27 protein-coding genes, 2 tRNA genes and 1 riboswitch are annotated in these 24194 nt (G+C 40.7%); of the genes, 12 read left to right on the top strand and 17 right to left on the bottom strand.

The window, feature by feature from the left end; genetic code table 11:
- Positions 1–58 precede the first annotated feature (58 nt).
- Together ABLB96_RS04695 and ABLB96_RS04690 are read left to right on the top strand one after the other, a co-directional pair.
- A tRNA-Lys gene (locus ABLB96_RS04695) sits at positions 59–134 on the top strand.
- Between the two features lie 21 nt (positions 135–155).
- Positions 156–231 (top strand) — tRNA-Lys (locus ABLB96_RS04690).
- Positions 232–293: 62 nt separating this feature from the next.
- Here the strand turns inward: ABLB96_RS04690 and ABLB96_RS04685 are convergent.
- Positions 294–1190 (bottom strand): LysR family transcriptional regulator, encoded by an 897-nt coding sequence (locus tag ABLB96_RS04685; protein ID WP_348896223.1) that lies wholly within the window; start codon positions 1188–1190, stop codon positions 294–296.
- 112 nt (positions 1191–1302) lie between these two features.
- Between ABLB96_RS04685 and ABLB96_RS04680 the strand changes: the two genes are divergently transcribed.
- Complete coding sequence (locus ABLB96_RS04680) at positions 1303–2058, top strand: SDR family oxidoreductase (protein ID WP_348896224.1); 756 nt, start codon at positions 1303–1305, stop codon at positions 2056–2058.
- Between the two features lie 52 nt (positions 2059–2110).
- On the opposite strand, the gene hemW is transcribed toward ABLB96_RS04680, so the two are convergent.
- The gene (hemW, locus tag ABLB96_RS04675) at positions 2111–3265 is read right to left on the bottom strand and encodes a radical SAM family heme chaperone HemW (protein ID WP_348896225.1); all 1155 of its coding nucleotides are present in this window, start codon (positions 3263–3265) and stop codon (positions 2111–2113) included.
- A 117-nt stretch (positions 3266–3382) separates the two neighbouring features.
- Between hemW and ABLB96_RS04670 the strand changes: the two genes are divergently transcribed.
- Positions 3383–3844, top strand: a complete 462-nt coding sequence (locus tag ABLB96_RS04670; RefSeq protein WP_348896226.1) for a DMT family transporter — start codon at positions 3383–3385, stop codon at positions 3842–3844.
- A gap of 32 nt (positions 3845–3876) precedes the next feature.
- On the top strand, positions 3877–5223 hold the full coding sequence (gene abeM / locus ABLB96_RS04665) for a multidrug efflux MATE transporter AbeM (RefSeq protein ID WP_348896227.1): 1347 nt from the start codon (positions 3877–3879) through the stop codon (positions 5221–5223).
- Positions 5224–5256: 33 nt separating this feature from the next.
- Here the strand turns inward: abeM and ABLB96_RS04660 are convergent, their stop codons facing one another.
- Positions 5257–6507 (bottom strand): acyl-CoA dehydrogenase family protein, encoded by a 1251-nt coding sequence (locus tag ABLB96_RS04660; protein WP_348896228.1) that lies wholly within the window; start codon positions 6505–6507, stop codon positions 5257–5259.
- A 32-nt stretch (positions 6508–6539) separates the two neighbouring features.
- On the bottom strand, positions 6540–7787 hold the full coding sequence (locus ABLB96_RS04655) for an SfnB family sulfur acquisition oxidoreductase (protein ID WP_348896229.1): 1248 nt from the start codon (positions 7785–7787) through the stop codon (positions 6540–6542).
- A 257-nt stretch (positions 7788–8044) separates the two neighbouring features.
- On the opposite strand from ABLB96_RS04655, the gene ABLB96_RS04650 reads away from it, so the two are divergent.
- From ABLB96_RS04650 to ABLB96_RS04640, 3 genes are all read left to right on the top strand, one after another.
- Complete coding sequence (locus ABLB96_RS04650; protein WP_348896230.1) at positions 8045–9343, top strand: AarF/ABC1/UbiB kinase family protein; 1299 nt, start codon at positions 8045–8047, stop codon at positions 9341–9343.
- A 101-nt stretch (positions 9344–9444) separates the two neighbouring features.
- The gene (locus ABLB96_RS04645) at positions 9445–9699 is read left to right on the top strand and encodes a type B 50S ribosomal protein L31 (RefSeq protein WP_049063840.1); all 255 of its coding nucleotides are present in this window, start codon (positions 9445–9447) and stop codon (positions 9697–9699) included.
- A 251-nt stretch (positions 9700–9950) separates the two neighbouring features.
- Positions 9951–10283, top strand: coding sequence for a HopJ type III effector protein (locus ABLB96_RS04640; protein WP_032054311.1), 333 nt, complete (start codon positions 9951–9953; stop codon positions 10281–10283).
- A 197-nt stretch (positions 10284–10480) separates the two neighbouring features.
- Here the strand turns inward: ABLB96_RS04640 and ABLB96_RS04635 are convergent, their stop codons facing one another.
- The 5 genes from ABLB96_RS04635 to ABLB96_RS04615 all read right to left on the bottom strand — a co-directional run bounded on the left by ABLB96_RS04635 (position 10481) and on the right by ABLB96_RS04615 (position 13693).
- Complete coding sequence (locus tag ABLB96_RS04635; RefSeq protein ID WP_348896231.1) at positions 10481–10588, bottom strand: hypothetical protein; 108 nt, start codon at positions 10586–10588, stop codon at positions 10481–10483.
- 166 nt (positions 10589–10754) lie between these two features.
- Complete coding sequence (gene crcB / locus ABLB96_RS04630) at positions 10755–11135, bottom strand: fluoride efflux transporter CrcB (protein ID WP_348896232.1); 381 nt, start codon at positions 11133–11135, stop codon at positions 10755–10757.
- Between the two features lie 125 nt (positions 11136–11260).
- Positions 11261–11327, bottom strand: a riboswitch (Fluoride riboswitch).
- 44 nt (positions 11328–11371) lie between these two features.
- On the bottom strand, positions 11372–11782 hold the full coding sequence (locus ABLB96_RS04625) for a GFA family protein (RefSeq protein ID WP_348896233.1): 411 nt from the start codon (positions 11780–11782) through the stop codon (positions 11372–11374).
- A 77-nt stretch (positions 11783–11859) separates the two neighbouring features.
- Positions 11860–13065, bottom strand: a complete 1206-nt coding sequence (locus tag ABLB96_RS04620) for a TIGR03862 family flavoprotein (RefSeq protein ID WP_348896234.1) — start codon at positions 13063–13065, stop codon at positions 11860–11862.
- Positions 13055–13693 (bottom strand): SAM-dependent methyltransferase, encoded by a 639-nt coding sequence (locus tag ABLB96_RS04615; RefSeq protein ID WP_348896235.1) that lies wholly within the window; start codon positions 13691–13693, stop codon positions 13055–13057. The genes ABLB96_RS04620 and ABLB96_RS04615 overlap by 11 nt, the downstream gene beginning before the upstream one ends.
- Before the next feature lie 86 nt (positions 13694–13779).
- On the opposite strand from ABLB96_RS04615, the gene ABLB96_RS04610 reads away from it, so the two are divergent.
- Positions 13780–13974 carry a DNA gyrase inhibitor YacG gene (locus ABLB96_RS04610; RefSeq protein ID WP_004698974.1) on the top strand — a complete coding sequence of 65 codons (195 nt, stop codon included), beginning with the start codon at positions 13780–13782 and terminating at the stop codon, positions 13972–13974.
- Here ABLB96_RS04610 and ABLB96_RS04605 read toward each other — a convergent pair.
- From ABLB96_RS04605 to ABLB96_RS04585, 5 genes are all read right to left on the bottom strand, one after another.
- Positions 13971–14615 carry an MBL fold metallo-hydrolase gene (locus ABLB96_RS04605; RefSeq protein WP_348896236.1) on the bottom strand — a complete coding sequence of 215 codons (645 nt, stop codon included), beginning with the start codon at positions 14613–14615 and terminating at the stop codon, positions 13971–13973. The genes ABLB96_RS04610 and ABLB96_RS04605 overlap by 4 nt on opposite strands.
- Positions 14616–14638: 23 nt before the next feature.
- The gene (gene hemH / locus ABLB96_RS04600; protein ID WP_348896237.1) at positions 14639–15655 is read right to left on the bottom strand and encodes a ferrochelatase; all 1017 of its coding nucleotides are present in this window, start codon (positions 15653–15655) and stop codon (positions 14639–14641) included.
- 73 nt (positions 15656–15728) lie between these two features.
- On the bottom strand, positions 15729–16730 hold the full coding sequence (locus tag ABLB96_RS04595; RefSeq protein ID WP_348896238.1) for a DUF4062 domain-containing protein: 1002 nt from the start codon (positions 16728–16730) through the stop codon (positions 15729–15731).
- Positions 16731–16847: 117 nt separating this feature from the next.
- Positions 16848–17714 carry a glutamate racemase gene (gene murI, locus ABLB96_RS04590; protein ID WP_348896239.1) on the bottom strand — a complete coding sequence of 289 codons (867 nt, stop codon included), beginning with the start codon at positions 17712–17714 and terminating at the stop codon, positions 16848–16850.
- Between the two features lie 46 nt (positions 17715–17760).
- A complete protein-coding gene (locus tag ABLB96_RS04585) occupies positions 17761–18372 on the bottom strand; it encodes a DUF1285 domain-containing protein (RefSeq protein ID WP_348896240.1) in 612 nt (203 codons plus the stop codon).
- 184 nt (positions 18373–18556) lie between these two features.
- Here ABLB96_RS04585 and ABLB96_RS04580 point away from each other — a divergent pair, with 184 nt between their 5' ends.
- Positions 18557–20269, top strand: coding sequence for an electron transfer flavoprotein-ubiquinone oxidoreductase (locus tag ABLB96_RS04580; protein ID WP_348896241.1), 1713 nt, complete (start codon positions 18557–18559; stop codon positions 20267–20269).
- Between the two features lie 100 nt (positions 20270–20369).
- Here the strand turns inward: ABLB96_RS04580 and ABLB96_RS04575 are convergent, their stop codons facing one another.
- Together ABLB96_RS04575 and tusA are read right to left on the bottom strand one after the other, a co-directional pair.
- A complete protein-coding gene (locus ABLB96_RS04575; RefSeq protein WP_348896242.1) occupies positions 20370–20897 on the bottom strand; it encodes a hypothetical protein in 528 nt (175 codons plus the stop codon).
- An 85-nt stretch (positions 20898–20982) separates the two neighbouring features.
- A complete protein-coding gene (gene tusA / locus ABLB96_RS04570) occupies positions 20983–21240 on the bottom strand; it encodes a sulfurtransferase TusA (RefSeq protein ID WP_002053527.1) in 258 nt (85 codons plus the stop codon).
- A 184-nt stretch (positions 21241–21424) separates the two neighbouring features.
- On the opposite strand from tusA, the gene ABLB96_RS04565 reads away from it, so the two are divergent.
- Positions 21425–22264, top strand: a complete 840-nt coding sequence (locus ABLB96_RS04565) for a CBS domain-containing protein (RefSeq protein WP_348896243.1) — start codon at positions 21425–21427, stop codon at positions 22262–22264.
- Positions 22261–23820 (top strand): apolipoprotein N-acyltransferase, encoded by a 1560-nt coding sequence (gene lnt / locus ABLB96_RS04560; RefSeq protein ID WP_348896244.1) that lies wholly within the window; start codon positions 22261–22263, stop codon positions 23818–23820. The genes ABLB96_RS04565 and lnt overlap by 4 nt, the downstream gene beginning before the upstream one ends.
- A 1-nt stretch (position 23821) precedes the next feature.
- Here lnt and ABLB96_RS04555 read toward each other — a convergent pair whose 3' ends face one another.
- Entirely contained in the window at positions 23822–24160 is a 339-nt protein-coding gene (locus tag ABLB96_RS04555; protein ID WP_348896245.1) for a tRNA-binding protein, read from the bottom strand.
- Between the last annotated feature and the right edge of the window lie 34 nt (positions 24161–24194).

The following is a 24194-nucleotide window of genomic DNA, read 5'->3' as shown; positions in this document are numbered from 1 at the left end:
AAATCATAGATCTTCTCACACATTCAAGTAAAACATTGTTTTACTTAAACCTCGCTCAGGGTCGTTAGCTCAGTTGGTAGAGCAGCGGACTTTTAATCCGTTGGTCCCGCGTTCGAGTCGCGGACGACCCACCACTTATTTGTTTTGACCTATTTGGGTCGTTAGCTCAGTTGGTAGAGCAGCGGACTTTTAATCCGTTGGTCCCGCGTTCGAGTCGCGGACGACCCACCAAATTCTAAAAAGCCTCTCCCTTCGAGAGGCTTTTTTATTGTCATCTTATTTTGCTTTTATGACTAAAAGATGACGATGCATTTGCGATTTAAAATTTCCCCTACCCAATTCATAAAAACTTCAAGTCGCTTGGGAATATAACTCCGGTTCGGATATAAAATATTAAGTGGAAGTGACGGCGCACTATAAGCACTCAACACTTCAACTAAAATACCTTGCTCAATTTTATCTTGAACATCATAGTAAGGTACTTGAATAATCCCCAAACCTGCACAAGCTGCAGCACTATAGGCCTCGGTATTATTTACACTCAAAGCACTATCCATCATCACGGTTCCACCCGAATATACAAATACGCCCTGCTTTTCCCCTACGGCTCCTGCGTAGTTAATGAGTTTGTGGTGAGATAAATCTTCTAATTGTTCAGGAATACCGTATTGTTCTAAATAATGGGGACTTGCACAGTTCACCATAATCAAGTTACCAACAAACTTCGCGATTAAACTACTATTATCTAACTGCCCAACCCGAACCACACAGTCAATTCCCTTTTCAATAAGATCTGTAAGGTCATCGGAACTCGTGAGCTGTAAGTAAATATCTGGATAACGGCTATAAAAATCGGGTAACTCAGGAATAATCACTTGATGTGCAATACGAGTCGGCATTGAAATTTTTAATGTGCCACGATAATGCTGCTTTTGCGTCTGAATGAGTTGCTCTAACTGTTCATAATCAAATAACAGGTTTTGGCATTCTGGCAATATTCTGTGCCCATCTTGCGTCAGGCTTACTTTACGCGTAGTGCGATGAAATAAACGTACTCCATAGTGAGTTTCAAGCTGTTGAATAGCACTAGTCACTGTAGAGCGTGGCAAATCTAGCTGATTTGCAACTTCACTAAAGCTTTGTCGTTTAGCGACTTCCGTAAAAATAAAAAATTGCTGCAAACGATCCATTTTTATTGTTCGTATTTTCTGAATAGTTAAACCAAACTAGCATAATTGATCAAAAATTACCGCCAATCTAGACTAAAAACACATTAAAACAAGTCATCATAGGAATAACATCATGGCAACTCATAGCCTTAAAGATAAAGTTGTATTGATTACAGGCGGTGCAAAAAACTTAGGTGGACTCATTAGCCGTAAGTTTGCAGAACAAGGTGCAAAGCTTGCGATTCATTACAACAGTGTTGAAACTCAGGCAGATGCAGAACAGACGCTTGCAGATGTAAAAGCATTGGGTGCAGATGCTATTCTAATTCAAGCAGACCTAACTCATATTGATAACATCGAAAAGCTTTTTGTAGATACCACACAACATTTTGGTGGAGTTGATATTGCCATTAATACGGTTGGAAAGGTTTTAAAGAAATCGTTTTTAGATACCACAGAACAAGAGTTTGATAGCATGAGCGATATCAACTCAAAAATTGCCTATTTCTTTATTCAATCGGCTGGTCGTCATTTAAATGACGGCGGAAAAATCTGTTCAATCGTGACTTCTCTTTTGGCAGCCTACACGGGCCTCTATTCAACCTATGAGGGTTTAAAGGCTCCTGTTGAGCATTACACACGCGCTGCATCCAAAGAATTTGGTGATCGTCAAATTTCTGTGACAGCTGTTGCCCCTGGCCCTATGGATACACCGTTTTTCTATGGACAGGAATCTGCTGAAGCAGTGGCTTACCATAAATCAGCGTCAGCTTTAGGGGGGCTTACTAAAATTGAAGACATCGAACCTCTAGTTCGCTTTCTGGTGACCGATGGTTGGTGGATTACAGGCCAAACTATTTTTGCAAATGGCGGCTATACCACACGCTAAAATCAAAAAAAGCCGCATCTCATTGTGCGGCTTTTGCTTTATGACTATTTGATTATAAAAACTCTTCTAGTACCGAGTTTAAGAAAATATGCCCCTGCTCTGTACAAGCTAAACGAGAGCTGTCTTCTACCAATAACTTTCTCGAACGTAGTGAAGTGAGCACCTCATTTAAACCCTCTAAACTTGCACCTGTACGCTGCTCATATAGCTCAGCTTTTACCCCATTATTTAAACGCAAAGCATTCATCATAAATTCAAAAGGTAGCGCATCTGCCTCAATTTTTTTCATTTGCAAATGCTCGGCTGGGACCTTAGCTAAGTAATCTTTTGGCAAACGAGTCTTTTGGAAACGGTATACGCCATCTGGTTGTGTCACTTTGCCATGTGCCCCTGCACCAATTGCAAGATAATCGCCAAACTCCCAGTAATTTAAATTATGGGCAGAAGGCTGCTCTTTGCGCCAAGCCGACACTTCATAGTTTACAAAGCCATTTGCTTTTAGATAGGCTTCACCTTGCTCTTGAATGTCCTCTAACACTTCATCTTGAGGTAAAACAGGTTGAGTACGGAAGAATACCGTGTTTGGCTCAATGGTGAGTTGATACCAACTGATATGTGTCGCCCCCTGCTCTACAGCGACCTTTAAATCATAAAGCGCTTGCTCTAAAGTTTGCTCAGGCAGACCATGCATTAAATCGACATTAACTCGTTTAAAGCCTGCTTGTCTTGCCTGTTCTATTGCATCCATAGCATTGTTTGCTGAATGAATACGACCTAGCTTTTGCAAGTGATCAGTATTAAAAGTCTGCACACCAATCGATAAACGATTAATACCCGCTTCTAAATAGCCTGCAAACGGATCATGTTCTAATGTACCCGGATTGGCCTCTAAGGTAATTTCACAGTCATCTTCAAAGTTAAGTCGTGACTTAAGCTGTTCAAACAACCAAGCATAACCTTTAGCAGAAATGAGTGAAGGTGTTCCACCACCAATGAACACACTGTGAATTGAACGCCCCTGTGCCATCTCAACTTGAGTTTCAAAGTCAGCCACCAACGCTTTTAAATAAGTTTGCTCAAGCTCTGCTGAAAGCGCACCATCAGGTACAGCATGCGAGTTAAAGTCACAATATGGACATTTACGCACGCACCAAGGCATGTGGATATATAAAGATAACGGAATAGAAGCAGGGTTTAATACAGCCAAGGAACAATGTCCAATTTACACAATATTTCTATTTTAACATGACTGCATCAATGGTCTTATGAAAACATACCTTAATTGCTTTAGACTGAATTTAAACAATCTTAAATATTGATAAAAATGATGAAATTCTCTAGTCAACTTTTCCTGATCTTACCGCTCGCTATGGGAATCGGTGTTGCCATGGCTTTTCAAACCGCAATCAATGCTCAGCTTCGCGAGCAATTACACTCACCTTTGCAAGCGGCATTATTATCATTTTTCATCGGTACTATTGTATTAGCCATTATGGTGTTCGTCCAAAGTGCCGAGAAACCCACTTTAAGTGAAATATCTAATATTCCTTGGCTTCTTTGGACCGGAGGATTCCTTGGGGTTTATGCAATTAGCATGAGCATTTATACTGCACCTAAGCTTGGTTTTTTAACCTTTACAGGGCTAGTCGTTTTTGGGCAATTAGTCATTTCTATGTTGCTTGATCATTTTGGCTGGTTAGGTACCGACAAAACCCCTGTTACATGGCAACGGTTTCTTGGCGGAGTGATCATCTTTGCTGGTGTATTACTCACCTTACAGCGCTAGTTTCATTTTTATATTTATAAAGAGTATCTTTTGTGTCGAATGTCACGTCGTTTCGGTCTGAATTAAAACAACTCTTCCATTTAATGCTACCTATTTTAATTACGCAGTTTGCTCAAGCAGGGTTCGGATTAATTGATACCATTATGGCTGGGCATTTATCTGCAACCGATTTAGCTGCTATTGCGGTAGGTGTAGGCTTATGGGTTCCCATTATGCTGCTGTTTAGTGGGATCATGATTGCCACTACACCTTTAGTTGCCGAGGCAAAAGGCGCTAGAAATACAGAACAAATTCCTGTCATTGTTCGGCAGTCCTTATGGGTTGCCCTAATTCTAGGCATCATGGCTATGCTCATTTTGCAGCTTATGCCATTTTTCTTACACGTGTTCGGTGTGCCAGAGAGCTTACGTCCTAAAGCAAGCTTGTTCTTGCATGCCATTGGGTTAGGTATGCCTGCTGTAACTATGTATGCAGCTCTACGTGGCTATTCAGAGGCTTTAGGTCACCCTCGCCCTGTAACCGCGATTAGCTTATTGGCCTTAGTCGTCTTAATTCCTCTGAACATGATCTTTATGCATGGCTTAGGTCCAATACCTGCTTTGGGTAGCGCAGGCTGTGGCTTTGCAACCTCTATTTTACAATGGCTGATGCTACTCACATTAGCAGGCTATATTTATAAAGCTTCGGCTTATCGAAACACGTCTATTTTTAGTCGATTCGATAAAATTAACCTGACTTGGGTTAAAAGAATTTTACAGCTTGGTCTACCAATCGGTTTAGCTGTGTTCTTTGAAGTGAGTATTTTCAGTACAGGTGCCTTGGTCCTTAGCCCACTGGGCGAAGTATTTATTGCTGCACACCAAGTGGCTATTTCAGTTACCTCTGTGCTGTTTATGATTCCACTTTCACTAGCAATTGCCTTAACCATTCGCGTGGGAACATATTATGGTGAAAAGAACTGGGCTTCTATGTATCAAGTGCAAAAGATTGGTTTGAGCACAGCAATATTTTTTGCTTTATTGACCATGTCCTTTATTGCATTAGGCCGTGAACAAATTGTCTCGGTTTATACTCAAGATATAAACGTTTTTCCTGTTGCGATGTATTTACTCTGGTTTGCTATGGGTTATCAGTTAATGGATGCTCTACAGGTCAGTGCTGCCGGCTGTTTAAGAGGCATGCAAGACACCCAAGCACCAATGTGGATTACGCTTATGGCATATTGGGTGATTGCTTTTCCAATCGGTCTTTATTTGGCACGTTATACCCACTGGGGCGTAGCTGGTGTATGGCTCGGTTTAATTATTGGCTTAAGTATTGCCTGTGTTTTATTGCTCTCGCGGCTCTATTTAAACACCAAACGATTAAGTCAAACCTAATAAAAAAGCCGATGAAATATCGGCTTTTTTATTTTATGCAGTCTTTACCCGCGGGCTTGCTCCAATTTGCCAAACAAATGGTAAATCTGTTCTGTTCACTTCCCAATCTCCAATAACCTTTTCTTTGTAAATAAGTGGATTATGTGAAGACACCGTCCGAGCATTACGCCAGAACCGGTCAAGTTGTTTCACTTGGCTACTTGCCGATGCCCCTAAGGCATTAAACAACTGACTGGTTAAATCGAGCACTAGGTTAGAAATTACCACCTGCCCTTGTGCCGACTCAAGCTCGGCATCGACATTAAACTGATGCTCTTTCACTTCAGACTCGGCAAAATGACTTTCATAAGCTTTTTGCAATGCCTCAGCGGTTTTTAAGGTAATTGCTTCACTTGCATAAGCTTGAGCTGATGCCTTACCTACTACTTGTAAAACTTGTGGATCGTGGCGAACCAAATCACCATTACCATGACTAAAAATACGTTTACGTTCACGGATTTCTTGACTAAACGTCTCGACGGCTGCACGTGCAATACCCGTTAATGTTGCAAGGTGCACCACCTGATAAAAAGCGGTTTGATACTTAAAACGTTGATCAAATGGAATGAGATGTGAAGCGGGCAAATGCACCTGATGTACTTTTAAAGTACCACTGCCCGTTGTCTTTTGACCAAAACCATCCCAATCATCAATTATGCTCACACCTGTTTCATGGCGGTAAATAGCAGCAATCACATGACGGTCATTTACTTCATCGTAAGCAAATAAATCAATCCAGTCTGCAAAAATACTTCCGGTTGAATAGTACTTTTCACCATTTACCACCAAGTTACCCGAAGCGTCTTTAGTAACTCGTGTAACCACATCACCAATCTGTACATTTCCAACTTCTGTCCATGCATTTCCGACTAAATCGCCTTGGACAAAGCGTTGAAACCAGACCTCTTGTGAGTGCTCTTTATGAGCAACCAAGCGGTCTTCAACAAATGCAAAATGACCTCGTAAAGCTTGCACAATATTGGAGTCAGCTTCTGCTAACTCTGCTAAAAGCTGGAACAGTTGAGGTAAAGATACCCCATCGCCACCATATTTACGGGGTACTCGTACAGCACCCAACTTAGCTTCTTTTAACCACTGAATCGGTTCAAAAGGTAAGATTCGCTCTTTTTCTCGCTCAACAGCACCTTGCGCAATTTTTTCAAAAATGGGACGGAATCTGTTTGCGAGCTTTTCATAATCCGCGCCTACCGATAGTTCTTCTAATTCAATTTGACCTGTTGTCATCGTTATTCTCCTAATCTTGTCTTTTCTTCAATTTAGCTCCATGCATGACGAGGTGGCTGAATACCATTGAGGTAATAGTTACCGACAATGTGATACTTCCAGCGCACAGGGTCATGCAAGGTATGGGTACGGGCATTGCGCCAATGACGGTCTAGGTTGAGTTCAGATAAAGTAGAACGCGTACCCGACAACTCAAAGAGTTTATTAGCTGCCAAAATAGCAATTTCTGTGGTGAGTACTTTTGCCTCAGCAACCAGTAGTGTGGCTTGGTTTATATGCTCTTCGGTGGTATCTGCAATGGCCTGATCAATTGCATCTCCAGCCAAATCCAATACAGCTTCTGCTGCGCGCAATTTAATTTTCAGATCACCTATATTTGCGATTGTATACGGGTCATCACTGGCCTTTTCTAAACCTGAATCGACCCATGCACGGCTATGATTTTTGACATATTGAATCGTTTCTTCAATTGCACCACGTGCAATACCGGCATCGACAGCAGCCTGAATAAACTGAGAAATAGCACCTGCTGGTGTTGGGCGCTCAAATGCTTGGTAAATCGGAACTAGATATTCTTCACGTACTGGAACCTGATTTAACTCTACCGTGCCACTCGCTGTGGTACGTTGTCCAAAACCAGACCAGTCATTAATAATATTGACCCCAGATGTTTCACGTGGCACAAGTGCAGCATAAGGTTGCCCTTGTTCATTTACAGCAACAATTGGAATCCAATGCGCGAGCAAGGCACCCGTTGCAAAGAATTTCTTCCCATTAATTTCATAACCGTGCTCGGTCTTTTTTAATGTGGTAGTGAGGTCAGCCACCGTTTTGCTATGCTTTTCTGAGAAGGCATTACCAAAACGAACCCCTCTCAAGACTAAGTTAAAGAAGAACTGTTGCTGTTCAGGTTTCGCATCTAGTCTTAAATGCTCAATAAAGGCCAAGTGGTTTTGAGGCAACTGAGCTAGAGATGGATCAACACTCGCAATTATTTTAATCACTTCCGCCAAAGTTCGATATTTAACTTCTACACCGCCAAATTGCTTAGGTACTGTAATTGCCCAGAGACCGCTTTGTGAGAACTGTTGAATTTCATCTAAAGGCAATCGACGCTCGCGATCTCGCTCAGATGCTTCTTGTGCAAACACTTGGGCAAGTTGCTTAGCAACTTCAATTGCTTCCTCATCAGAGCGAATAATATGTGCGTCTTTCGCTTGTTCAAACACAGATAAAGGAACGGCTTGAGAGCGCCCATAGGACGAATTTAAACTGGTCATAACTTTTATTGTCTCTATTTTTTATCTAACATGCCCTTCACCTTAGCACTAAAAAAACAGCGACCTTATAGATATTAAAGCTTTGTTTATGAAATGAATTTTAAAAAGCTTTTCACTTTTTTTACTTTAAAAATAACGTTTTGTTTTTCGAAAATTTTCTTACATGCGCTAAACAATTTCATATAGGCTTTTTAAGTTTTGTCACCTATGATCAAAACTAGACAATATTATGTTGTAGTCAACGAGGTATCGAAGATATGGCAAAGAATGCAAGTTCACCTGGCAAACGATTTATGAAACTTGCAGGAATGACCGCGAGCATTGCAACAAAAACCGTTTCTAACTCGATTCGAAACTTGACTGCGGATGAAGAACAGAAACTAGCTGCAAAAACTAAATTGTTTCAAGACATCGGCCTACAGATTGCTGACACCTTAGGTGAAATGAAAGGTGCTGTGATGAAAGTCGGGCAAATTGCATCGCAATATAAAGATATCTTCCCGCCAGAAGTTGCTAAAGCGATATCAAAACTACAACGCCAAGCTCCAGCCATGCCTTTTGCCGCTATTCAGCAACAAGTTGAACGTGAGCTTGGAAAGCCTCTCGATGCTGCATTTAAATCTTTTGATCGCGAGCCTTTTGCCGCTGCATCAATTGGACAAGTTCACAAAGCTGTTTTGCCAAATGGCGAACAAGTGGTGGTGAAGGTTCAATATCCCGGTGTTGATGAAGCCTGCGAGAGTGACTTAAAACAAGTTCGTTTAGCACTTCGTTTAATGGGAGTACTCAAAATTGATAAAAAGTTGCAAGATCAGCTTTTTGCAGAGATTCAAGATAGTCTGTCAGCCGAGCTTAACTATGAAATTGAGGCTCAAAATCTTGAAGTCTTTAAAACTTTTCATAGCAAGTTAGATGACAAAATTATTATTCCGAGCGTTTATAAAGATTACTCTTCAAGACGTATTTTGACATTGAGCCTTGAACAAGGTGACAGCATTGAAACAGCCAGCGCTTGGCCCGTTGAGATTCGAAATACGATTGGGCGCCGCCTTATACGCGCTTTAGGTCAGGAAATGTTCTTTTTAAAACGTTTTCACTGTGACCCTCACCCAGGTAATTTTGCCTTCCGCCAAGATGGTAGTGTCATTATTTATGACTATGGCAGTGTTAAAACCCTTTCCAATGAAATCGTTTATAACTTTAAACGATTGGTAAATGCAGCCCGTCATGAAAATATCGAGCTCATTGAAACAGAACTACTCGAGTTACATGCTCTTGTAGAAAAAGGCAAATTCCCGAGCGATCTTTATAAACTCTGGATCGAAATTTTATTACGCCCTCTTACAACCACTTACGATTTTGCCGAAAACTCATCACATCATGATGGCATGCTACTCGTGAAAAAATCATTGAAGTACTGGGATGTCTTTAAGCCTTCACCAGATACATTAATGGTCAATAGAACCATTTCAGGGCACTACTGGAACCTGATTCACTTAAAAGTACATGACAACCTAAACGATTTATTTGAAGAACTTGTTCCTCCTGCTAATTAACTCAATGAACTAATCAATGTTGCCTTTTTGGGGCTACATTGACTTATCAATTGTTATGTTATAACATTTCCTTAATCAAAAATAATTTAGGACAATCTCTCATGCGTAAAGATATTCATCCTGCTTATCAACAAGTGTTATTTCATGACACCAATGCAGATGTGTACTTCTTAATTGGTAGTACTATTCAAACGAAACAAACCAAGGAGTATCAAGGACAAGTCTATCCTTACGTAACTCTTGATATTTCAAGTGCATCACATCCTTTCTATACAGGTGAAGTACGTCAAGCAAGTAATGAAGGTCGCGTTGCAAGCTTTAATAAACGCTTCGGTCGCTTCAGTCGTAAGAGTTAATCTTGCGTTAAGTTTTGACCAATACACTAAAATCATTGGAAGCCTAAGACTCATCTCCTCCACTTAGGCTTCTTTTTTTATGTGCATTTTTCAGACTTTTCTGAACTGTGTATAAAAGAAAACTTATCCACAACTTGTCTAAAAAAAATTCTCAACTTTCCCAATATCCCATCATTTTTTATAGCGACCAAGCTTTCAAAGCCTGTATTCGATGCTATGCTTAAGCCTCATTTGATAGGAAGTTTAAGATTATGGCACAAGAGTTACTTGCCCAATTACAAGCAGGCACAGCAAAATTTTCAGATGTTTTAGCTCATATTGAAGCACGCTACCAACATACTCCAACAGCTTTTCAAAATGGCACACAGCATAACGCTGCGACTGAAAATCAAGGCAGTGCGAAAGTTTTCTCTTTTGCTAAGTTACAAGGTTTAGACCAAGCACAAACTTTAAGTTTATTTGCAGAGCACTATGCATCTGTATTGGCTACACCTGAAGGAACTGATCATCAAAATATTCGTCAGTTTATGCAAAATGGTTGGGATGGTGTGAAGTTTGAAGGTCAGGCTTTAACTGAAAAATAATAAGTACTAGTAAGTAATGTCTTAAATTAGAAGATCATCACAACAGAGTTTTTCAGTGACGTTCTATATCTAGACTAGCCTTCGGCTCGACCTACTTTTCTTTTGGGAAAAGTAGGCAAAACCTGAGCTGCGACTAAAGCAGCGCAAGATCAACAGAACCTGTTCTCTGTTTACACTTATCCAATATATTGCAAAAACTAGATATAGCTAATTTCAGTCAGGCTGTTGATGACTTTAACGCGTATCAAATCCCAAAATAAATCAGATGTTTTTGATTCGTCATTTACTATCGTGAAAAGCGGCATGGATGCCGCTGTTTTGCTGTGCTACATGGATGTAGCATCAGCGAAACAAAAGATTTTTGCTTACTTTTGATCTTTCAAAAGTAAGGTATGCCTATACAACCGGTGCTGGAAAATATCTTAAAACCGAGGCCGTGAAATATATCTCTATTCTTAAACAACTTAATAATCAGTTGCCCGCTACCCAATAATAAGTCGCCAACCCCAAACATGTAAAAATTAACGACCCAATTAAATGAATAGAAATTGCCAACATCGCCATTCCCAACTTACCACTTTGCAATAAAGTCACAATCTCAATTGAGAATGTTGAAAAAGTAGTTAAAGCACCACAAAAACCCGTAATCACAAAAAGCTTATAGTTCGGACTTAAATCACTATGAGCAAAATAGGCCATCGCAAAACCAATAATAAAACCGCCTACTAAATTAACAGCAACGGTACCAAGTGGAATTTGCGGATAAATCGGGTTGAGTTTTAAGCCTAAAAACCAACGCAACCACGCCCCTAGTACTGAACCTACGGCAATTGAAAGTAAAGGATAATACATAGAACCACCCCTTTAGTAAGATGCTAAAAGAGCAAATAAGAATGATGGGAAACGTGACATGGCGTACTCCAAAAAATAAGCAGAGTACGCAATAACCTACGTACCCAGCGATATAAATACATGAGGGTAACGTAGGCATCATTAGCCAATACGGCGGTTTTTCAAGGGAGGAATGCCATCTCCCCGTTTTAAGTATATTAGATCATTTAAAATTTGATTGAAATATACTTTTTAAATTATGGACGTTCATCGTATTGCGGTAAATCATCATGAATGCATTCCCACTCTGCTTTTGAAGCGGCAAAAATATGCATTGTCGGTTTTTGGTCTAATGGGGTATCGAGTGTCCCAATTCTTACACGGTATAGTTCAGGCTGGGCATCACGCGAGCTAATAAGCGGTGAACCACATTCACTACAAAACCAACGGTACACACCGTTCACCGCAAATTTTTTAACGAGGCCTTCACCTTGAGTAATTTTAAAATCTGTACTTTTAACAGGAGCATTCGTGGCAAATGCTGTTCCATTGGATTTTCGGCATCGTTGACAGTGACACTGAATAATATCTCCGATATTGCCTTTAATTTCATAGCGAATACCCTGACATAAACAACTTCCTTGATAAACTGGTGATGCTTGAGACATGTTCTCGTAAATCCTATTATTATTGATTGCTCAAAAATAACACTTTTCACATATCAAAAATAGCACTGAATTCGCTGTTATTTTTCTAAGAATGAATGCACGCCTTCACCAGCTGCTCGTCCGGTAGCAAAACATGCTGTAAGCAAATATCCGCCTGTAGGAGCATCCCAATCCAGCATTTCGCCACAGCAAAAAACACCTGAGGTTTGTTTCAATTCCAAACTTTCATTTAATGCATCTTGCTTAACGCCACCAGCACAGCTAATCGCTTCTTCGATAGGTCTAAAGCCATCTAACTTGATTTGTAGTACTTTAATTTGCTGAGCCATAGCTTCTGGTTGGTTCCATAGCGCTTTATCAACAACTTCTCTAATTAAGCTAATTTTGGCCGTATCTAAGCCTGCTTTACGCCAGATATTGGTGAGCGATTGTTTTTTGCTAGCCTGCAATTTTTTAACTAACTGCGTAAGTTCGACATCAGGCAATAAATCTAAAAATAGATTTAAGCTTTTCCCTTGTTTTAATCGCTCTCGTAAAGCACGTCCAAGTTTATAAATGACACCACTTTCTAAACCATAGTGAGTAATCACAATATCACCATGAGTAACTTGGCTAGGCTCAACCCATGCATGGACACGTTTTAAAGGTTCACCAAAGCAGCTTTCCATAAAAGCTGACCAAGTGTGCAATACCCCTGCATTACTTGGTTGAAAAGGTTCGATAGTGGATTGATCTATCCATTGCTGCCAAGCACCATCACTGCCCAATTGAGACCAAGATACAGCCCCACAAGCCAATACGACAGCATCATATTGCTGGGTAAAAGTTTCAGTGCTTTGATTATTTTGGTTTTCTAGCGTCACCGTTGTACCTTGCAAATTAATACAACGATGTCGATAAAAGAATTTAACCTGCTGTTCTGTCAAACGTTTTAACCAAGCGCGAAGTAAAGGTGCTGCTTTCATTTCAACAGGAAAAATGCGACCAGAACTCCCCACATACGATTCAATCCCAAGACTTTTCATCCAGTTTTGAATCCAGACTGCATCCCACTGTTCTACCCATGGTTTGAGCCAGTTCGTATGGTCATAGCGCTCAATAAACTGGGCCAAGGGTTCAGCATGTGAGATATTTAAGCCTGTTTTACCAGCCATGAGAAACTTACGAGCAGCCGACGGTTTTTGCTCATACACATCAATATCATAAGCATACTGGCTCAGTACCTCTGCTGCCATTAAACCAGCCGGACCTGCACCAATAATGGCAACCCGCTTATTCGCCATGCACTTGACCTTGTAATGGCGCAAACTCATCAAAACGTGTGCTGTAACCTTCAGGTTTAGTGATCACAAGCTGCTGGCAAAGCTCGCCACGTTCTAAATATTTAATTTCAAAATGAGTGCGTGCAGAGGTTTGTGGAATTTTTTCTTTTTGGTAAGGCAGCTTCCACACATCAATCAACTGCTGTTCTGCTTCATCAATATATTCAGGAATATTACTTGCCAATGTAATAGTTCCACCTGTTTTCAGACGTGATAACAAGAACTCAAAAAATGGCATGTTCAACCAGCGCTGTGCAGGATTATGCGGTTCTGGATTTGGATAGAGAATAAAGAAATGCTCTACTTGAGCAGGGTGCAAAGCGTGTACCACCCAAGGCAAAGCATCGGCATGTACAGGTACCAAATTATCTCTTGGTTCCAAACCATGCTGTTTTTGCATTGCTAAAAATTTTTCTCGGGTTCGTTCAATTGCATACAACGTGTGTTGGGGATGCTGCCCACTAAATAGCAAAGCATGTTTACCCTTGCCCGCACCAATTTCTACACAAATCGGGGTATTTTCAATTGGGGTAAAATCACGAGGCGCTTGCATACGTTGTGCTTGAAATTGACGAATCGGCATAATCACATCAAACTAAATAAAATCGGCATAAGTCTAACAAGTCACCTGACTTTTGCCTAATCTATTTCTCGTCACTTTGAGGATATCGCTTTATGCCACGTACATTTCCCTGCCCACGTTGTGGTGAACCAAGTGTTTGGGAAGGCAATGAATTTCGTCCATTTTGTTCTGAACGTTGTAAACTCATTGATTTAGGCGCTTGGGCTAATGATGAATATAGACTGCCTACCCAAGATGCTCCTCAGCAAAACAAGGGTAGTCAACATGAAGATGATTATGAGGATTAACCCGCCTTGCCTGCGACAAACGGATTAAACTGTTTCTCATAGCCAATAGTACTCATGGGACCATGACCTGAAATAAACTGGGTTTTATCTGGCAAACTAAAGCATTCACGCTGAATCGACTCAATAAGCTGCTCATGGTTACCACGAGGAAAGTCAGTTCTTCCAATCGAGCCTTTAAACAGGACATCGCCAGTCCAGAGTAAGCCATGGTTTTTGTTATAGAACATAACATGCCCTGGGGTATGTCCTGGGGCAAAACGTACTTCAAACTCATCTTCACCTAGTTTTAGCACTTCACCGCCTTCAAGCCATTGGTCGACTTTTACAGGCTGTGGAATTGGGAAGCCATAACGTGCTGAGACTTCCTGAATCATATCTAGCCAGAACTGATCTTCTTTATGTGGACCAACAACAGGAACACTCCATTCTTGTGCAAGTTCACCTACCGCCCCTGCGTGATCTAAATGCCCATGAGTCAACCAGAGAGCTTTAACCTTTAAACCTAAGCCTTCTACTTCTTTTTTCAAAACAGCAGCATCACCACCTGCATCAATCAAAACTGCTTCTTTTGTTTCGCTGTCCCAAACAATAGAACAATTTTGGGCAAAAGCAGTAACTGGAACGATTTTGACTTGCAGCATAAGAACCTCTGGCTAAAACACAATTAACGGTGGGCTAAGGTATGGGTAAGGGCATCAAGATTAGCCTGAACTAAACCTGCAAGCAAATCAATATGAGCCTGATCACTATTTAAAGCGGGAATATAAGCATAGCTTCCGCCACCTGCTTGCTGAAATAGCTCAGCATTTTGAATCGCTAATTCTTCAAGCGTTTCTAAACAATCAGCAGAAAAAGCTGGGCTTAAGACCTGAACAGACTTAACACCCTGCTGTGCCCAATCTTGTAAAAGCTGATCAGTATAAGGTTTCACCCATTCTTGTTTTCCAAATCGCGATTGGAAGCTAATTGCCCATTCATCATCTTTTAAATGTAAAGCTTCAGCGACTAACTTTGCGGTGATGCGACAACGGTCTGCATAAGGGTCGCCTTTGTCTGCATAAGGCTGTGGAATACCATGAAAAGACATCAGCAGTTTTTCAGGTTTACCATGCTGTGCTTGATAAGCTAAGACGCTCTCTGCCAAAGCTTGTATAAACATTGGGTGCTGATAATAGTCTTTAATAATCGTCAAACCCGGCAAATTTCGCTGAGTAGGAATCCATTTGGCAAATGCGTCATATAACGGCGCTGTCGATGTCGCAGAATATTGAGGAAATAAAGGCAATAAAATGACATGCTCTTGCGGATGAGCTGCCAGCTTTTCTAAAACTGCATCAATACCCGGATTACCATAAGTCATTGCAGGTACTACAGTTAAATCAAACTGTTTATTTTCACGCTGTAAATAAGCCTGCACACGTTTGGTTTGCTCTAATACAATTTCACGCATTGGTGAATCTTTAGACCAAACCGATGCATATGCATGTGCCACTCTTTTTGGGCGAAAAGGCAAAACAAATAGATTTAAAATGATCCACCAGATGAATTTTGGTATTTCAATCACACGTGAATCAGATAAAAACTGCTTTAAAAAACGACGCACCGCTGGAACAGTTGCCTCATCCGGTGTGCCCAAATTCGCTAAAATGACAGTAACTTTCGGTTTTTGTTCAAACGACATGCGTAAATGCCTTTCAGTTCATCTTATGACTCTAATGTAACAGCTTTCATCATTATATATAAATTGAATCGCCCTAAGCTTTTAATCGAATCCCTCGATGATTCCATTTATAACTGAGCAAGATCTTTTGAGCTTTTGTCGTTACTTTCCACAAATTGTGCTGCTCTGTCTTTGTTGGAACAATCCAGCCTTGTGATTGCATTTGCTTCTTGATTTGGAACAGCGCTTTATGATTAATCTGCGCACCAGCTACCGCATGTGCTCGTGGTAGGACCTCACGGGCATCTTCTAAGCCAGCCTGATTTAAATATTCATTTAAACACGTACTAAAACTCTCTTCTGGCATTGCTGTCTCAAAATGTTTAGCCAAGATACTTAACAGTTGAGACCAAGTCATTTTTCTTTGTCGTTTAAGCTCTTTAAAGTTGCCATCCTGAAAAGCTTGAATCTGATATTCAAACGCAAAAATATCTTGTGGGGTCACTTCATTTGCTTGAGTAGATGTCTCTGCCAGTTGATGCTCTAATTGTAAAACTTTACTTTTTAAAAGATTAATTTCATCTTCTAACTGATGCGCTTGGCGTGCTGGCACCCAACCTTGCCCCACATGCTGTTCCACTATTAAGGGCATATTTAAACGGACAGCTAACTCTAAATCTCGTGGACTTTTGAAGTAAAAAACATGGTCAGCATCATGTAATAATTTCTTTCGAAATGCTAAAAATTTCTCTTTAAGCTGCGGATGAGTCTCTTGTAAATGCATATCACGGCTTTCAGGCTGTTCATGCATAAATACAACTATTGGTTTAGCTCGACTTAAAGCATATTCATACTCTAAAGAAAAATAGCTAGAGCCTGAAATTGATTGTTCGCCATACTGGCTGCCTAACAGCAAAATGACATAATCAGACTCATCAATTTGCCGGCGGGCGAGTGTTGTTGTTAGAGGGTTTCTATATTCTAGTCCCCAAGCAAAAAACCCCATACTGACTAAGGTTTGGGAAAGAACCATACGTTCAGGTTGCATCTCGCGACCGGACGTTGAAATAAAAATCTGATAGCGTGTATCGAGCATAGCAATACCCTTATCGCCCCATAATCTCTATCTGACCTAAATAAGCCAAGATTATGAACCGCCCCAAATAAAAAAATAAAGATAAAAACGCTGTCTTCTGAATGCCTACAATAGAGCTCAACTCAGATTGTGTAGCGCCCATGTCAATTCTTGTGGAATCATATTCTGTAGTACAGGTTGCAATGCATCGGCATTATTACCACTGACATAGCATTCGATACGTGCAACATTCTGACGTATTTGGTCACATAATAACTCATTTTTTATTAAAATACGGGCTGTTTGTCGGGCAACTGCTAACCCCGAATCAACCAGTGTGAATTGGTTATCAAAAAGATGATGAATCGCTTCATTTAAAAACGGATAATGCGTACAACCGAGTACCAAATAGTCAGCACCTTGCTCGGCAGCAGGCTGTAAAACTTCTCTTAATGCATTTAAACATGCCTCACCCATTTGCTGCCCTGCTTCAACACAAGGAACAAGTTCTAGATTGGTTAAAGTCATGACTTTAACACCTGCCGGAACAGCAAATTTTTCTACTACATCTTTAATCAGTTGCCCACGAAAAGTAGCAGGTGTTGCCAATACTGCAACCACTTTAGAACGGGTTTGTAATACAGCAGGTTTTAATGCCGGAACCAAACCAACAATTGGAAAGTGCTCGCCATAATGTTCGCGTAAATGGTCAAGACTAAATGCTGAGGCAGTGTTACATGCTACCACCGCAATTTTACAGCCTTGACGGTATAGCCAATCAACAGCTCGCGCTGTGAGTTCTCTGATTTCGTCATCAGAACGAGGGCCGTAAGGTACATAGGCCGTATCGGCATAATAGACAATACGTTCGTTTGGCAAATATCTGGCAATTTCCGCTGCAACCGACATTCCTCCAATTCCCGAATCAAAAATACCAATCGGAGCATCTGCAGATGCTTTAGGCATAGATTCTAATTCGGTAAATAAAGGCTGTATGGCTGTCATGGGAGTACTAGAGTGTCGCAAAATTTCACTCTATAAAGCTTAAACCTCAAGTGCCTAATTGCAAGTGCAAATTACCACTTTTTAACTGCAAAATGGTTTCGCCCTTATCATTTTCGGTCAGTGTTCCATAGTTCACGAGGTGATAGAAAGCTTGACGTTGAATCAGCGCATTAATACCAAATCGGACATGCACATAAGGACGTAACTCTCCTGCATATTCCCGCATAAAAATAGGGTGTTCTGCATCAACTAAAATCACATCCTGATTGGTCGTGGTCAGTTGTAAAAACTGATCACCTGATATTTCGACCTGATCCACCTGACTGACTAATAAAGGTTCATCTTCAACTTCGATTTCAATTTGTTCTACAGGTGTTTTCAGGTAGAATTTACCCTCTTCTTTCCATAGGACTTTGGTAAACAGATCCAATAGAGCTTGGCGCTTGATTAATTGACCTTCGTGCCACCATTCTCCATTGGCTTTAACCGTTAAATCCATTTTACCGCAATGCTTTGGATGCCATTGCTCTAAAGGTGGGATTGACCTTTTGTGACTTTGCTGTACATCTTTTAAGTATTGTGCAATGTTCATTAAGTTTTTATCATCAGATAACGGTATTTTTCCCATATCCGATGGGGAATTATTTTGATTTACCATAGTTTATGCCTTGCTGACGAGAAAATATGACGACTCAGCCAATTGGCTAGATCATGGTTTAAAACTATACTAGCCAAAACGATAAAAGGCACAATAGCATATTTGCGCCTATGGATTAAAACTCACGGCAGCACCGGATGATCTGACATTACGGTTGCCACCTTTAAGTATTGAGGAGTCCTACATGGAACACATCGAACGCGAATCGATGGAGTTTGACGTTGTCATCGTAGGTGCAGGACCTGCAGGTCTATCTGCTGCGATTAAGATCCGTCAATTAGCGATTGAGAATAACTTACCCGATCTTTCAGTTTGTGTAGTTGAAAAAGGCTCTGAAGTAGGTGCGCATATCTTATCTGGTGCTGTACTTGAACCGCGTGCTATTAATGAACTTTTCCCGAACTGGAAAGATGAAGGCGCGCCTCTTAACGTACCTGTTACTGAAGACAAGACATTCTTCTTACTTTCAGAAACCACTTCTAAAGAAGCACCACACTGGATGGTTCCTAAAACCATGCATAACGATGGTAACTATGTTATCTCACTAGGTAACGTGGTTCGCTGGTTAGGTCAAAAAGCTGAAGAATTAGAAGTTTCTATCTTCCCTGGCTTTGCTGCATCTGAAGTGCTTTACCATGAAGACGGTACTGTAAAAGGTATTCAAACTGGCGACATGGGTATTGGTAAAGACGGCGAACCAACGCATAACTTTACTCCGGGTTATGAGCTTCATGCTAAATACACCCTCTTTGCTGAAGGTTGCCGTGGTCACTTAGGTAAACGCCTCATTGCAAAATACAACCTCGATAAAGATGCAGATCCTCAGCACTACGGTATCGGGATTAAAGAACTTTGGGAAATCGACCCAGCAAAACATAAGCCGGGCTTAGTCATGCACGGTGCTGGTTGGCCTTTGGCTGAAACTGGTTCTTCGGGTGGTTGGTGGTTATATCACGCTGAAAACAACCAAGTGACTTTGGGTATGATTGTGGACTTATCTTATGAAAATCCACATATGTATCCATTCATGGAAATGCAGCGCTGGAAAACTCACCCACTGATTAAACAGTATTTAGAAGGTGGTAAGCGTATTTCTTACGGCGCACGTGCTGTAGTGAAAGGTGGCTTCAACTCATTGCCTAAATTAACTTTCCCAGGCGGTTGCTTAATTGGTGATGATGCAGGTTTCTTAAACTTTGCAAAAATCAAAGGTTCACACACGGCCATGAAATCAGGCATGTTATGTGGTGAAGCTGTATTCGAAGCGATTGCCGCTGGTGTAGCAAAAGGTGGTGACCTTGCGATTGCACGTGTAACTGAAGGTGAAGATTTATTCGTTAAAGAACTGACTTCATATACCGACAAATTTAATAACAGCTGGTTAAAAGAAGAGCTTTATAACTCTCGTAACTTTGGCCCAGCCATGCATAAATTTGGTCAATGGATTGGTGGTGCATTTAACTTTATCGACCAAAATGTCTTTAAAGTGCCATTCACTTTACATGACTTGAAGCAAGACTTTGCTGTATTGAAAACTGTTGATGCAACAAGCTTCAAGCCAAACTATCCAAAACCAGATGGCAAATTAACATTTGACCGTTTATCTTCTGTATTTATTTCTAACACTGTACATGAAGAAAACCAGCCAGCTCACTTGAAGCTTACTGATCCTTCAATTCCAGTGAATGTGAACTTACCAAAATGGGATGAGCCTGCACAGCGCTACTGCCCTGCTGGTGTTTATGAAATCATGGAAAATGATGATGGCTCTAAACGCTTCCAGATTAACGCAGCCAACTGTGTTCACTGTAAGACTTGTGACATTAAAGACCCATCTCAAAACATCACATGGGTAACGCCTGAAGGCGGCGGTGGTCCGAATTACCCTAATATGTAATTCCTTGCGACACGGCAAAGCGTTGCTTTGCTAGCCGTGTCTCATATCCAAATATGTAATTCCTTATAAAAATTCCCCTCAAATGAGGGGAATTTTTTTATTAGAATATCTTCGATTTTTTACTAAAGACCATAACTGTTGGTCCAATAGCTGTATGTGCAGCACCATAGTCCTGATGAATCTCAATTCGGTAATCATCACATTGATAGATATATTTATTGTTCTTTTGTACCCAGCCTTTTTGGGGAACCTTAAATTTTTTGAGAATTCTGTCTTTAAAAAGATCTAAATCCGTCTCATAACTTGCCATAGGACCATCAAGAAAACTCAAACTGAATGAAGTGATCACTTGAGTATCCAAATCATAAGCAATGTGATCAACCCAAGTCACGCCTGTTTTTTTGATCTGAGGATCAACCTCATCGGCAAACTCTAAATGGTAACTATCTCCCCCTAATACCACTTGTTTCACTGTAGGGTGAAGCTTTTGAAACTCACGAATACTTTGTCCAACACTTAGACCTGCGACATTCATAGTTTGCACAGGAATTTCACAGGTTTTTGCGCATGCGATTGAACTGAACAAAGCACAAATAGTAAATCCCAAGCATAGAGGAGTACTTTTCATTTTTATGTCCTGAAAATGAGATGGATTGATTGTTTTAGTTTTTATTAGATTCAACAATATGGAGCTAAAGCTTAAGACATTGGCTTTAGCCCTTTTTCACCAAGTAATGAAATTCTTTATGACCATTTTCATCTAAACGTTCTTCTTGCAAAAGCAATTCATGACCTAAATGCATACAAAATTTAGGAATATCCCATGAGGTCGAATTGTCTGTTGCGAAGACCTCAACCACGTCTCCAGATTTAGATTTACGGATGGCCTGATGCAACATCATGACAGGTTCCGGACAACGTAAACCACGCGTATTAAGTTGTACAGTAGGTGAAATGGGTTGTTCTGACATAACAAACTCGAACAAATAGAATTTTCACATTTTAGCATAAACCGATCACTGACTTATGAACTGTAACTGGTGTTTACATAACAATATGTGTTTTGTCTTTTACTTTGTTTTATAGATGCATAAGGGCCTTTTCTTCGGTATGATCAGTGTATTCATTTGATACATTGAGTCTTTAGGAAAGATCATGCAAGAGGAACCGAGTCCGTCGTGGGGAATGCGAGGCTTACGAAAGTGGTTAGGTACAGCGCCCGAAACCCGAGATGAATTATTAAAACTAGTCCAAAATTCACGTCGTTTTTTAGAACCTGATACTGTTGCCATGCTTGAAGGCGTTCTTGACCTTCCAGCTACCAAAATTCGTGAAGTCATGACACCACGAACAGCAATGATCAGTATGCAAGAAGATGATCAGTTACTCGATATTCTTCATATATTGGTTGAGTCTGCTCACTCACGTTTTCCAGTTTTCTCAGCTGACCAACCTGATAATGTTGTCGGTATTTTGCTGGCAAAAGATTTACTTCCATTTTTGACTGAACCGAATACCAAAGTAGATATTCGCTCTCTTATGCGCCAGCCACTATTTGTGCCTGAAAGTGCGCGCTCAGATCAAGTTCTTCGTATGCTCAAACATACCCAGACCCATATTGCCATTGTAATTGATGAATATGGTTCAACAGCAGGTATTGTCACGCTTGAAGATATTCTTGAAGAGATTGTTGGTGAGATTGAAGATGAACACGATACTGCTGATGAAGATGCACAGTATATTGTTCCTGATAACGATCACACTGTAGCGAATGCTTGGATGGTGCAAGCACTTACACCAATTGAACATTTCAACACTGTTTTAGATGCTGATTTTTCTGACGATGAAGTAGAAACTGTCGGCGGTTTATTGCTTCAAGAAATTGGTTTAGTCAGTGATTTACAAGGTCAGACTGTTGAGCTTGGAAAATGGTTATTTACGATTGTTGAAGCAGATGCCCGCACTATTCATCTGATTCGAGCTGTACGTCAATGAGAGCATACTTTGAAAAGCTGTTAGATTCTTCGCAACAACAAAAACAGCTTCCTTTTATTTTTCCCTTGCTCATTGCTTTATTTTCAGGTGCCGTGTTCAGTTTTGCACTGGCACCTTATTATTGGTGGTGGTTGGCAATTTTGTCTCCTGCCCTACTTTATGCCACATTGCATAAACGCTCAGCTAAACAAGCTTTTGCACTTGGCTGGAGTTATGGCTTTGGTTTATGGTCTGTAGGCGCTTTCTGGCTCTATACCTCTATCCATGTCTACGGCGACACCAATGCTTTTCTAAGTGTATGTATGATTGCTGTGATGGCTCTTGTGATGGGCTTATTTACAGCATTTCAGACCTGGGTTTATCGACGTTTCTTCCCTGAAACACCACTGACTTTTGCACCACTCTGGATAATTTTCGAGTGGGCTAAAACTTGGGTATTTACAGGTTTCCCATGGCTATTTGTAGGTTATGCTTTTACCGAACGTTTACTTGATGGTTATGCGCCATTATTTGGTATTTATGCAATTTCCTTCGTAGTTATTGTATTAGCATGTGCTTTAGTAGAAGTTCTACGTAAGCGTATTTTCTGGGTTATCCCTGCTGCCCTATTAGTTTTAGGCGCATGGGGAGCATCCTTTATCCAGTTTGTACAACCTAAGGCTGCTAAACCGCTTAGCGTTTCTCTGATTCAAGGCAATATTCCCCAAGATTTAAAATGGCTGACTGAATACCAAGTCAGAACATTAGAAATTTATGCAGGCTTAACGCAGTCCGAATGGGGCCGAGACCTCATAGTATGGCCTGAATCATCCATTCCACTTTTCCAAACCGATATTGAACCGTTTTTGGATGCAATGGATGCACAAGCTAAAAAGAGCCATACGGCATGGGTAACTGGTATTCCTTACTGGGATGTTGAGAAATCACATCAAGCTGGCAGCCCGTTGTACTACAACAGCATTATGGCTTCTGGCAGCGATGCAAGTGGTCTTTATAAAAAGCAGCGTCTTGTTCCGTTTGGTGAATATATTCCACTTTCAGGTTTACTCGCTTGGGTACTACCTGCTATGCAAAACGACATTAGCATGAGCGGTTTTTCACGTGGTGAAAGCAACCAGAAACCACTCATGATTAAAGGACATGCGCTTGCAGCTGCAATTTGCTATGAAGTGGCGTATCCAAACCTGACACGACGTAATGCAGAAGATAGCGATTTCTTAGTGACGGTATCTAATGATGCTTGGTTCACTGGAACAGCTGGCCCATGGCAACATTTACAAATGGTGCAAATGCGCGCGAAAGAAAATGGACGCTGGTTTATTCGTGCAACCAATACTGGTGTAACAGCGTTTATCGATCAAAATGGTCATATCACTGAACAGGCACCTATTGATAAAGAGTTTGTCTTGAGAGGTGATTTACCGGCCATGCAAGGTCAAACTCTCTATAACCGTTTAGGTGATTATCCAATTTTAGGATTTGCAGTATTACTGCTGGTCTTAGGTTGGGTTTATCGTCCACGTAAAGTTGACGTGTCTTTTAAATCACGTCGCTAAATTACAATAGCTTTGTACCCAGAGGAACTTCAAACTCTGGGATGCAAAGTGCAATGTCGCCATCTGCATTATGAAACCCTGTCACTAAACATTCTGACTGAATAGGCCCGATTTGTTTCTTAGGGAAATTTACTACCGCAACCACTAACTTACCAATCAAATCTTGTGGCTGATAGAGTTTAGTAATCTGAGCACTCGATTTACGTACACCCAATTCTTCACCAAAATCTACATGCAAAATATAGGCAGGTTTACGCGCTTTTTCAAAAACCTCAGCTTGAATAATTTTGCCAACGCGAAGTTCTACTTTTAAAAAATCATTCCACTCGATCTGTTCCACTTTGTATTTCTCATATTTTTAAATTTTCAAATCA

The organism is Acinetobacter sp. XH1741 (assembly GCF_041021895.1).
Classification (GTDB): domain Bacteria; phylum Pseudomonadota; class Gammaproteobacteria; order Pseudomonadales; family Moraxellaceae; genus Acinetobacter.
Note: the sequence above shows the minus strand (reverse complement) of the source record. Positions and strands in the feature narration are given on the sequence as shown.

Excerpts from the sequence above, each read along its gene's own strand:
- ABLB96_RS04660 (WP_348896228.1), bottom strand. The coding sequence starts at position 6,507 with ATGACAACAGGTCAAATTGAATTAGAAGAACTATCGGTAGGCGCGGAT.
- ABLB96_RS04655 (WP_348896229.1), bottom strand. The coding sequence starts at position 7,787 with ATGACCAGTTTAAATTCGTCCTATGGGCGCTCTCAAGCCGTTCCTTTA.
- ABLB96_RS04585 (WP_348896240.1), bottom strand. The coding sequence starts at position 18,372 with ATGGTAAATCAAAATAATTCCCCATCGGATATGGGAAAAATACCGTTA.
- hemH (WP_348896237.1), bottom strand. The coding sequence starts at position 15,655 with ATGTCGTTTGAACAAAAACCGAAAGTTACTGTCATTTTAGCGAATTTG.
- ABLB96_RS04670 (WP_348896226.1), top strand. The coding sequence starts at position 3,383 with ATGATGAAATTCTCTAGTCAACTTTTCCTGATCTTACCGCTCGCTATG.
- ABLB96_RS04610 (WP_004698974.1), top strand. The coding sequence starts at position 13,780 with ATGCCACGTACATTTCCCTGCCCACGTTGTGGTGAACCAAGTGTTTGG.
- ABLB96_RS04685 (WP_348896223.1), bottom strand. The coding sequence starts at position 1,190 with ATGGATCGTTTGCAGCAATTTTTTATTTTTACGGAAGTCGCTAAACGA.
- ABLB96_RS04625 (WP_348896233.1), bottom strand. The coding sequence starts at position 11,782 with ATGTCTCAAGCATCACCAGTTTATCAAGGAAGTTGTTTATGTCAGGGT.
- ABLB96_RS04580 (WP_348896241.1), top strand. The coding sequence starts at position 18,557 with ATGGAACACATCGAACGCGAATCGATGGAGTTTGACGTTGTCATCGTA.
- ABLB96_RS04565 (WP_348896243.1), top strand. The coding sequence starts at position 21,425 with ATGCAAGAGGAACCGAGTCCGTCGTGGGGAATGCGAGGCTTACGAAAG.
- tusA (WP_002053527.1), bottom strand. The coding sequence starts at position 21,240 with ATGTCAGAACAACCCATTTCACCTACTGTACAACTTAATACGCGTGGT.
- ABLB96_RS04680 (WP_348896224.1), top strand. The coding sequence starts at position 1,303 with ATGGCAACTCATAGCCTTAAAGATAAAGTTGTATTGATTACAGGCGGT.
- ABLB96_RS04620 (WP_348896234.1), bottom strand. The coding sequence starts at position 13,065 with ATGGCGAATAAGCGGGTTGCCATTATTGGTGCAGGTCCGGCTGGTTTA.
- ABLB96_RS04605 (WP_348896236.1), bottom strand. The coding sequence starts at position 14,615 with ATGCTGCAAGTCAAAATCGTTCCAGTTACTGCTTTTGCCCAAAATTGT.
- ABLB96_RS04640 (WP_032054311.1), top strand. The coding sequence starts at position 9,951 with ATGGCACAAGAGTTACTTGCCCAATTACAAGCAGGCACAGCAAAATTT.
- ABLB96_RS04595 (WP_348896238.1), bottom strand. The coding sequence starts at position 16,730 with ATGCTCGATACACGCTATCAGATTTTTATTTCAACGTCCGGTCGCGAG.
- murI (WP_348896239.1), bottom strand. The coding sequence starts at position 17,714 with ATGACAGCCATACAGCCTTTATTTACCGAATTAGAATCTATGCCTAAA.
- ABLB96_RS04635 (WP_348896231.1), bottom strand. The coding sequence starts at position 10,588 with ATGCCGCTTTTCACGATAGTAAATGACGAATCAAAAACATCTGATTTA.
- crcB (WP_348896232.1), bottom strand. The coding sequence starts at position 11,135 with ATGTATTATCCTTTACTTTCAATTGCCGTAGGTTCAGTACTAGGGGCG.
- lnt (WP_348896244.1), top strand. The coding sequence starts at position 22,261 with ATGAGAGCATACTTTGAAAAGCTGTTAGATTCTTCGCAACAACAAAAA.
- ABLB96_RS04575 (WP_348896242.1), bottom strand. The coding sequence starts at position 20,897 with ATGAAAAGTACTCCTCTATGCTTGGGATTTACTATTTGTGCTTTGTTC.
- ABLB96_RS04645 (WP_049063840.1), top strand. The coding sequence starts at position 9,445 with ATGCGTAAAGATATTCATCCTGCTTATCAACAAGTGTTATTTCATGAC.
- ABLB96_RS04650 (WP_348896230.1), top strand. The coding sequence starts at position 8,045 with ATGGCAAAGAATGCAAGTTCACCTGGCAAACGATTTATGAAACTTGCA.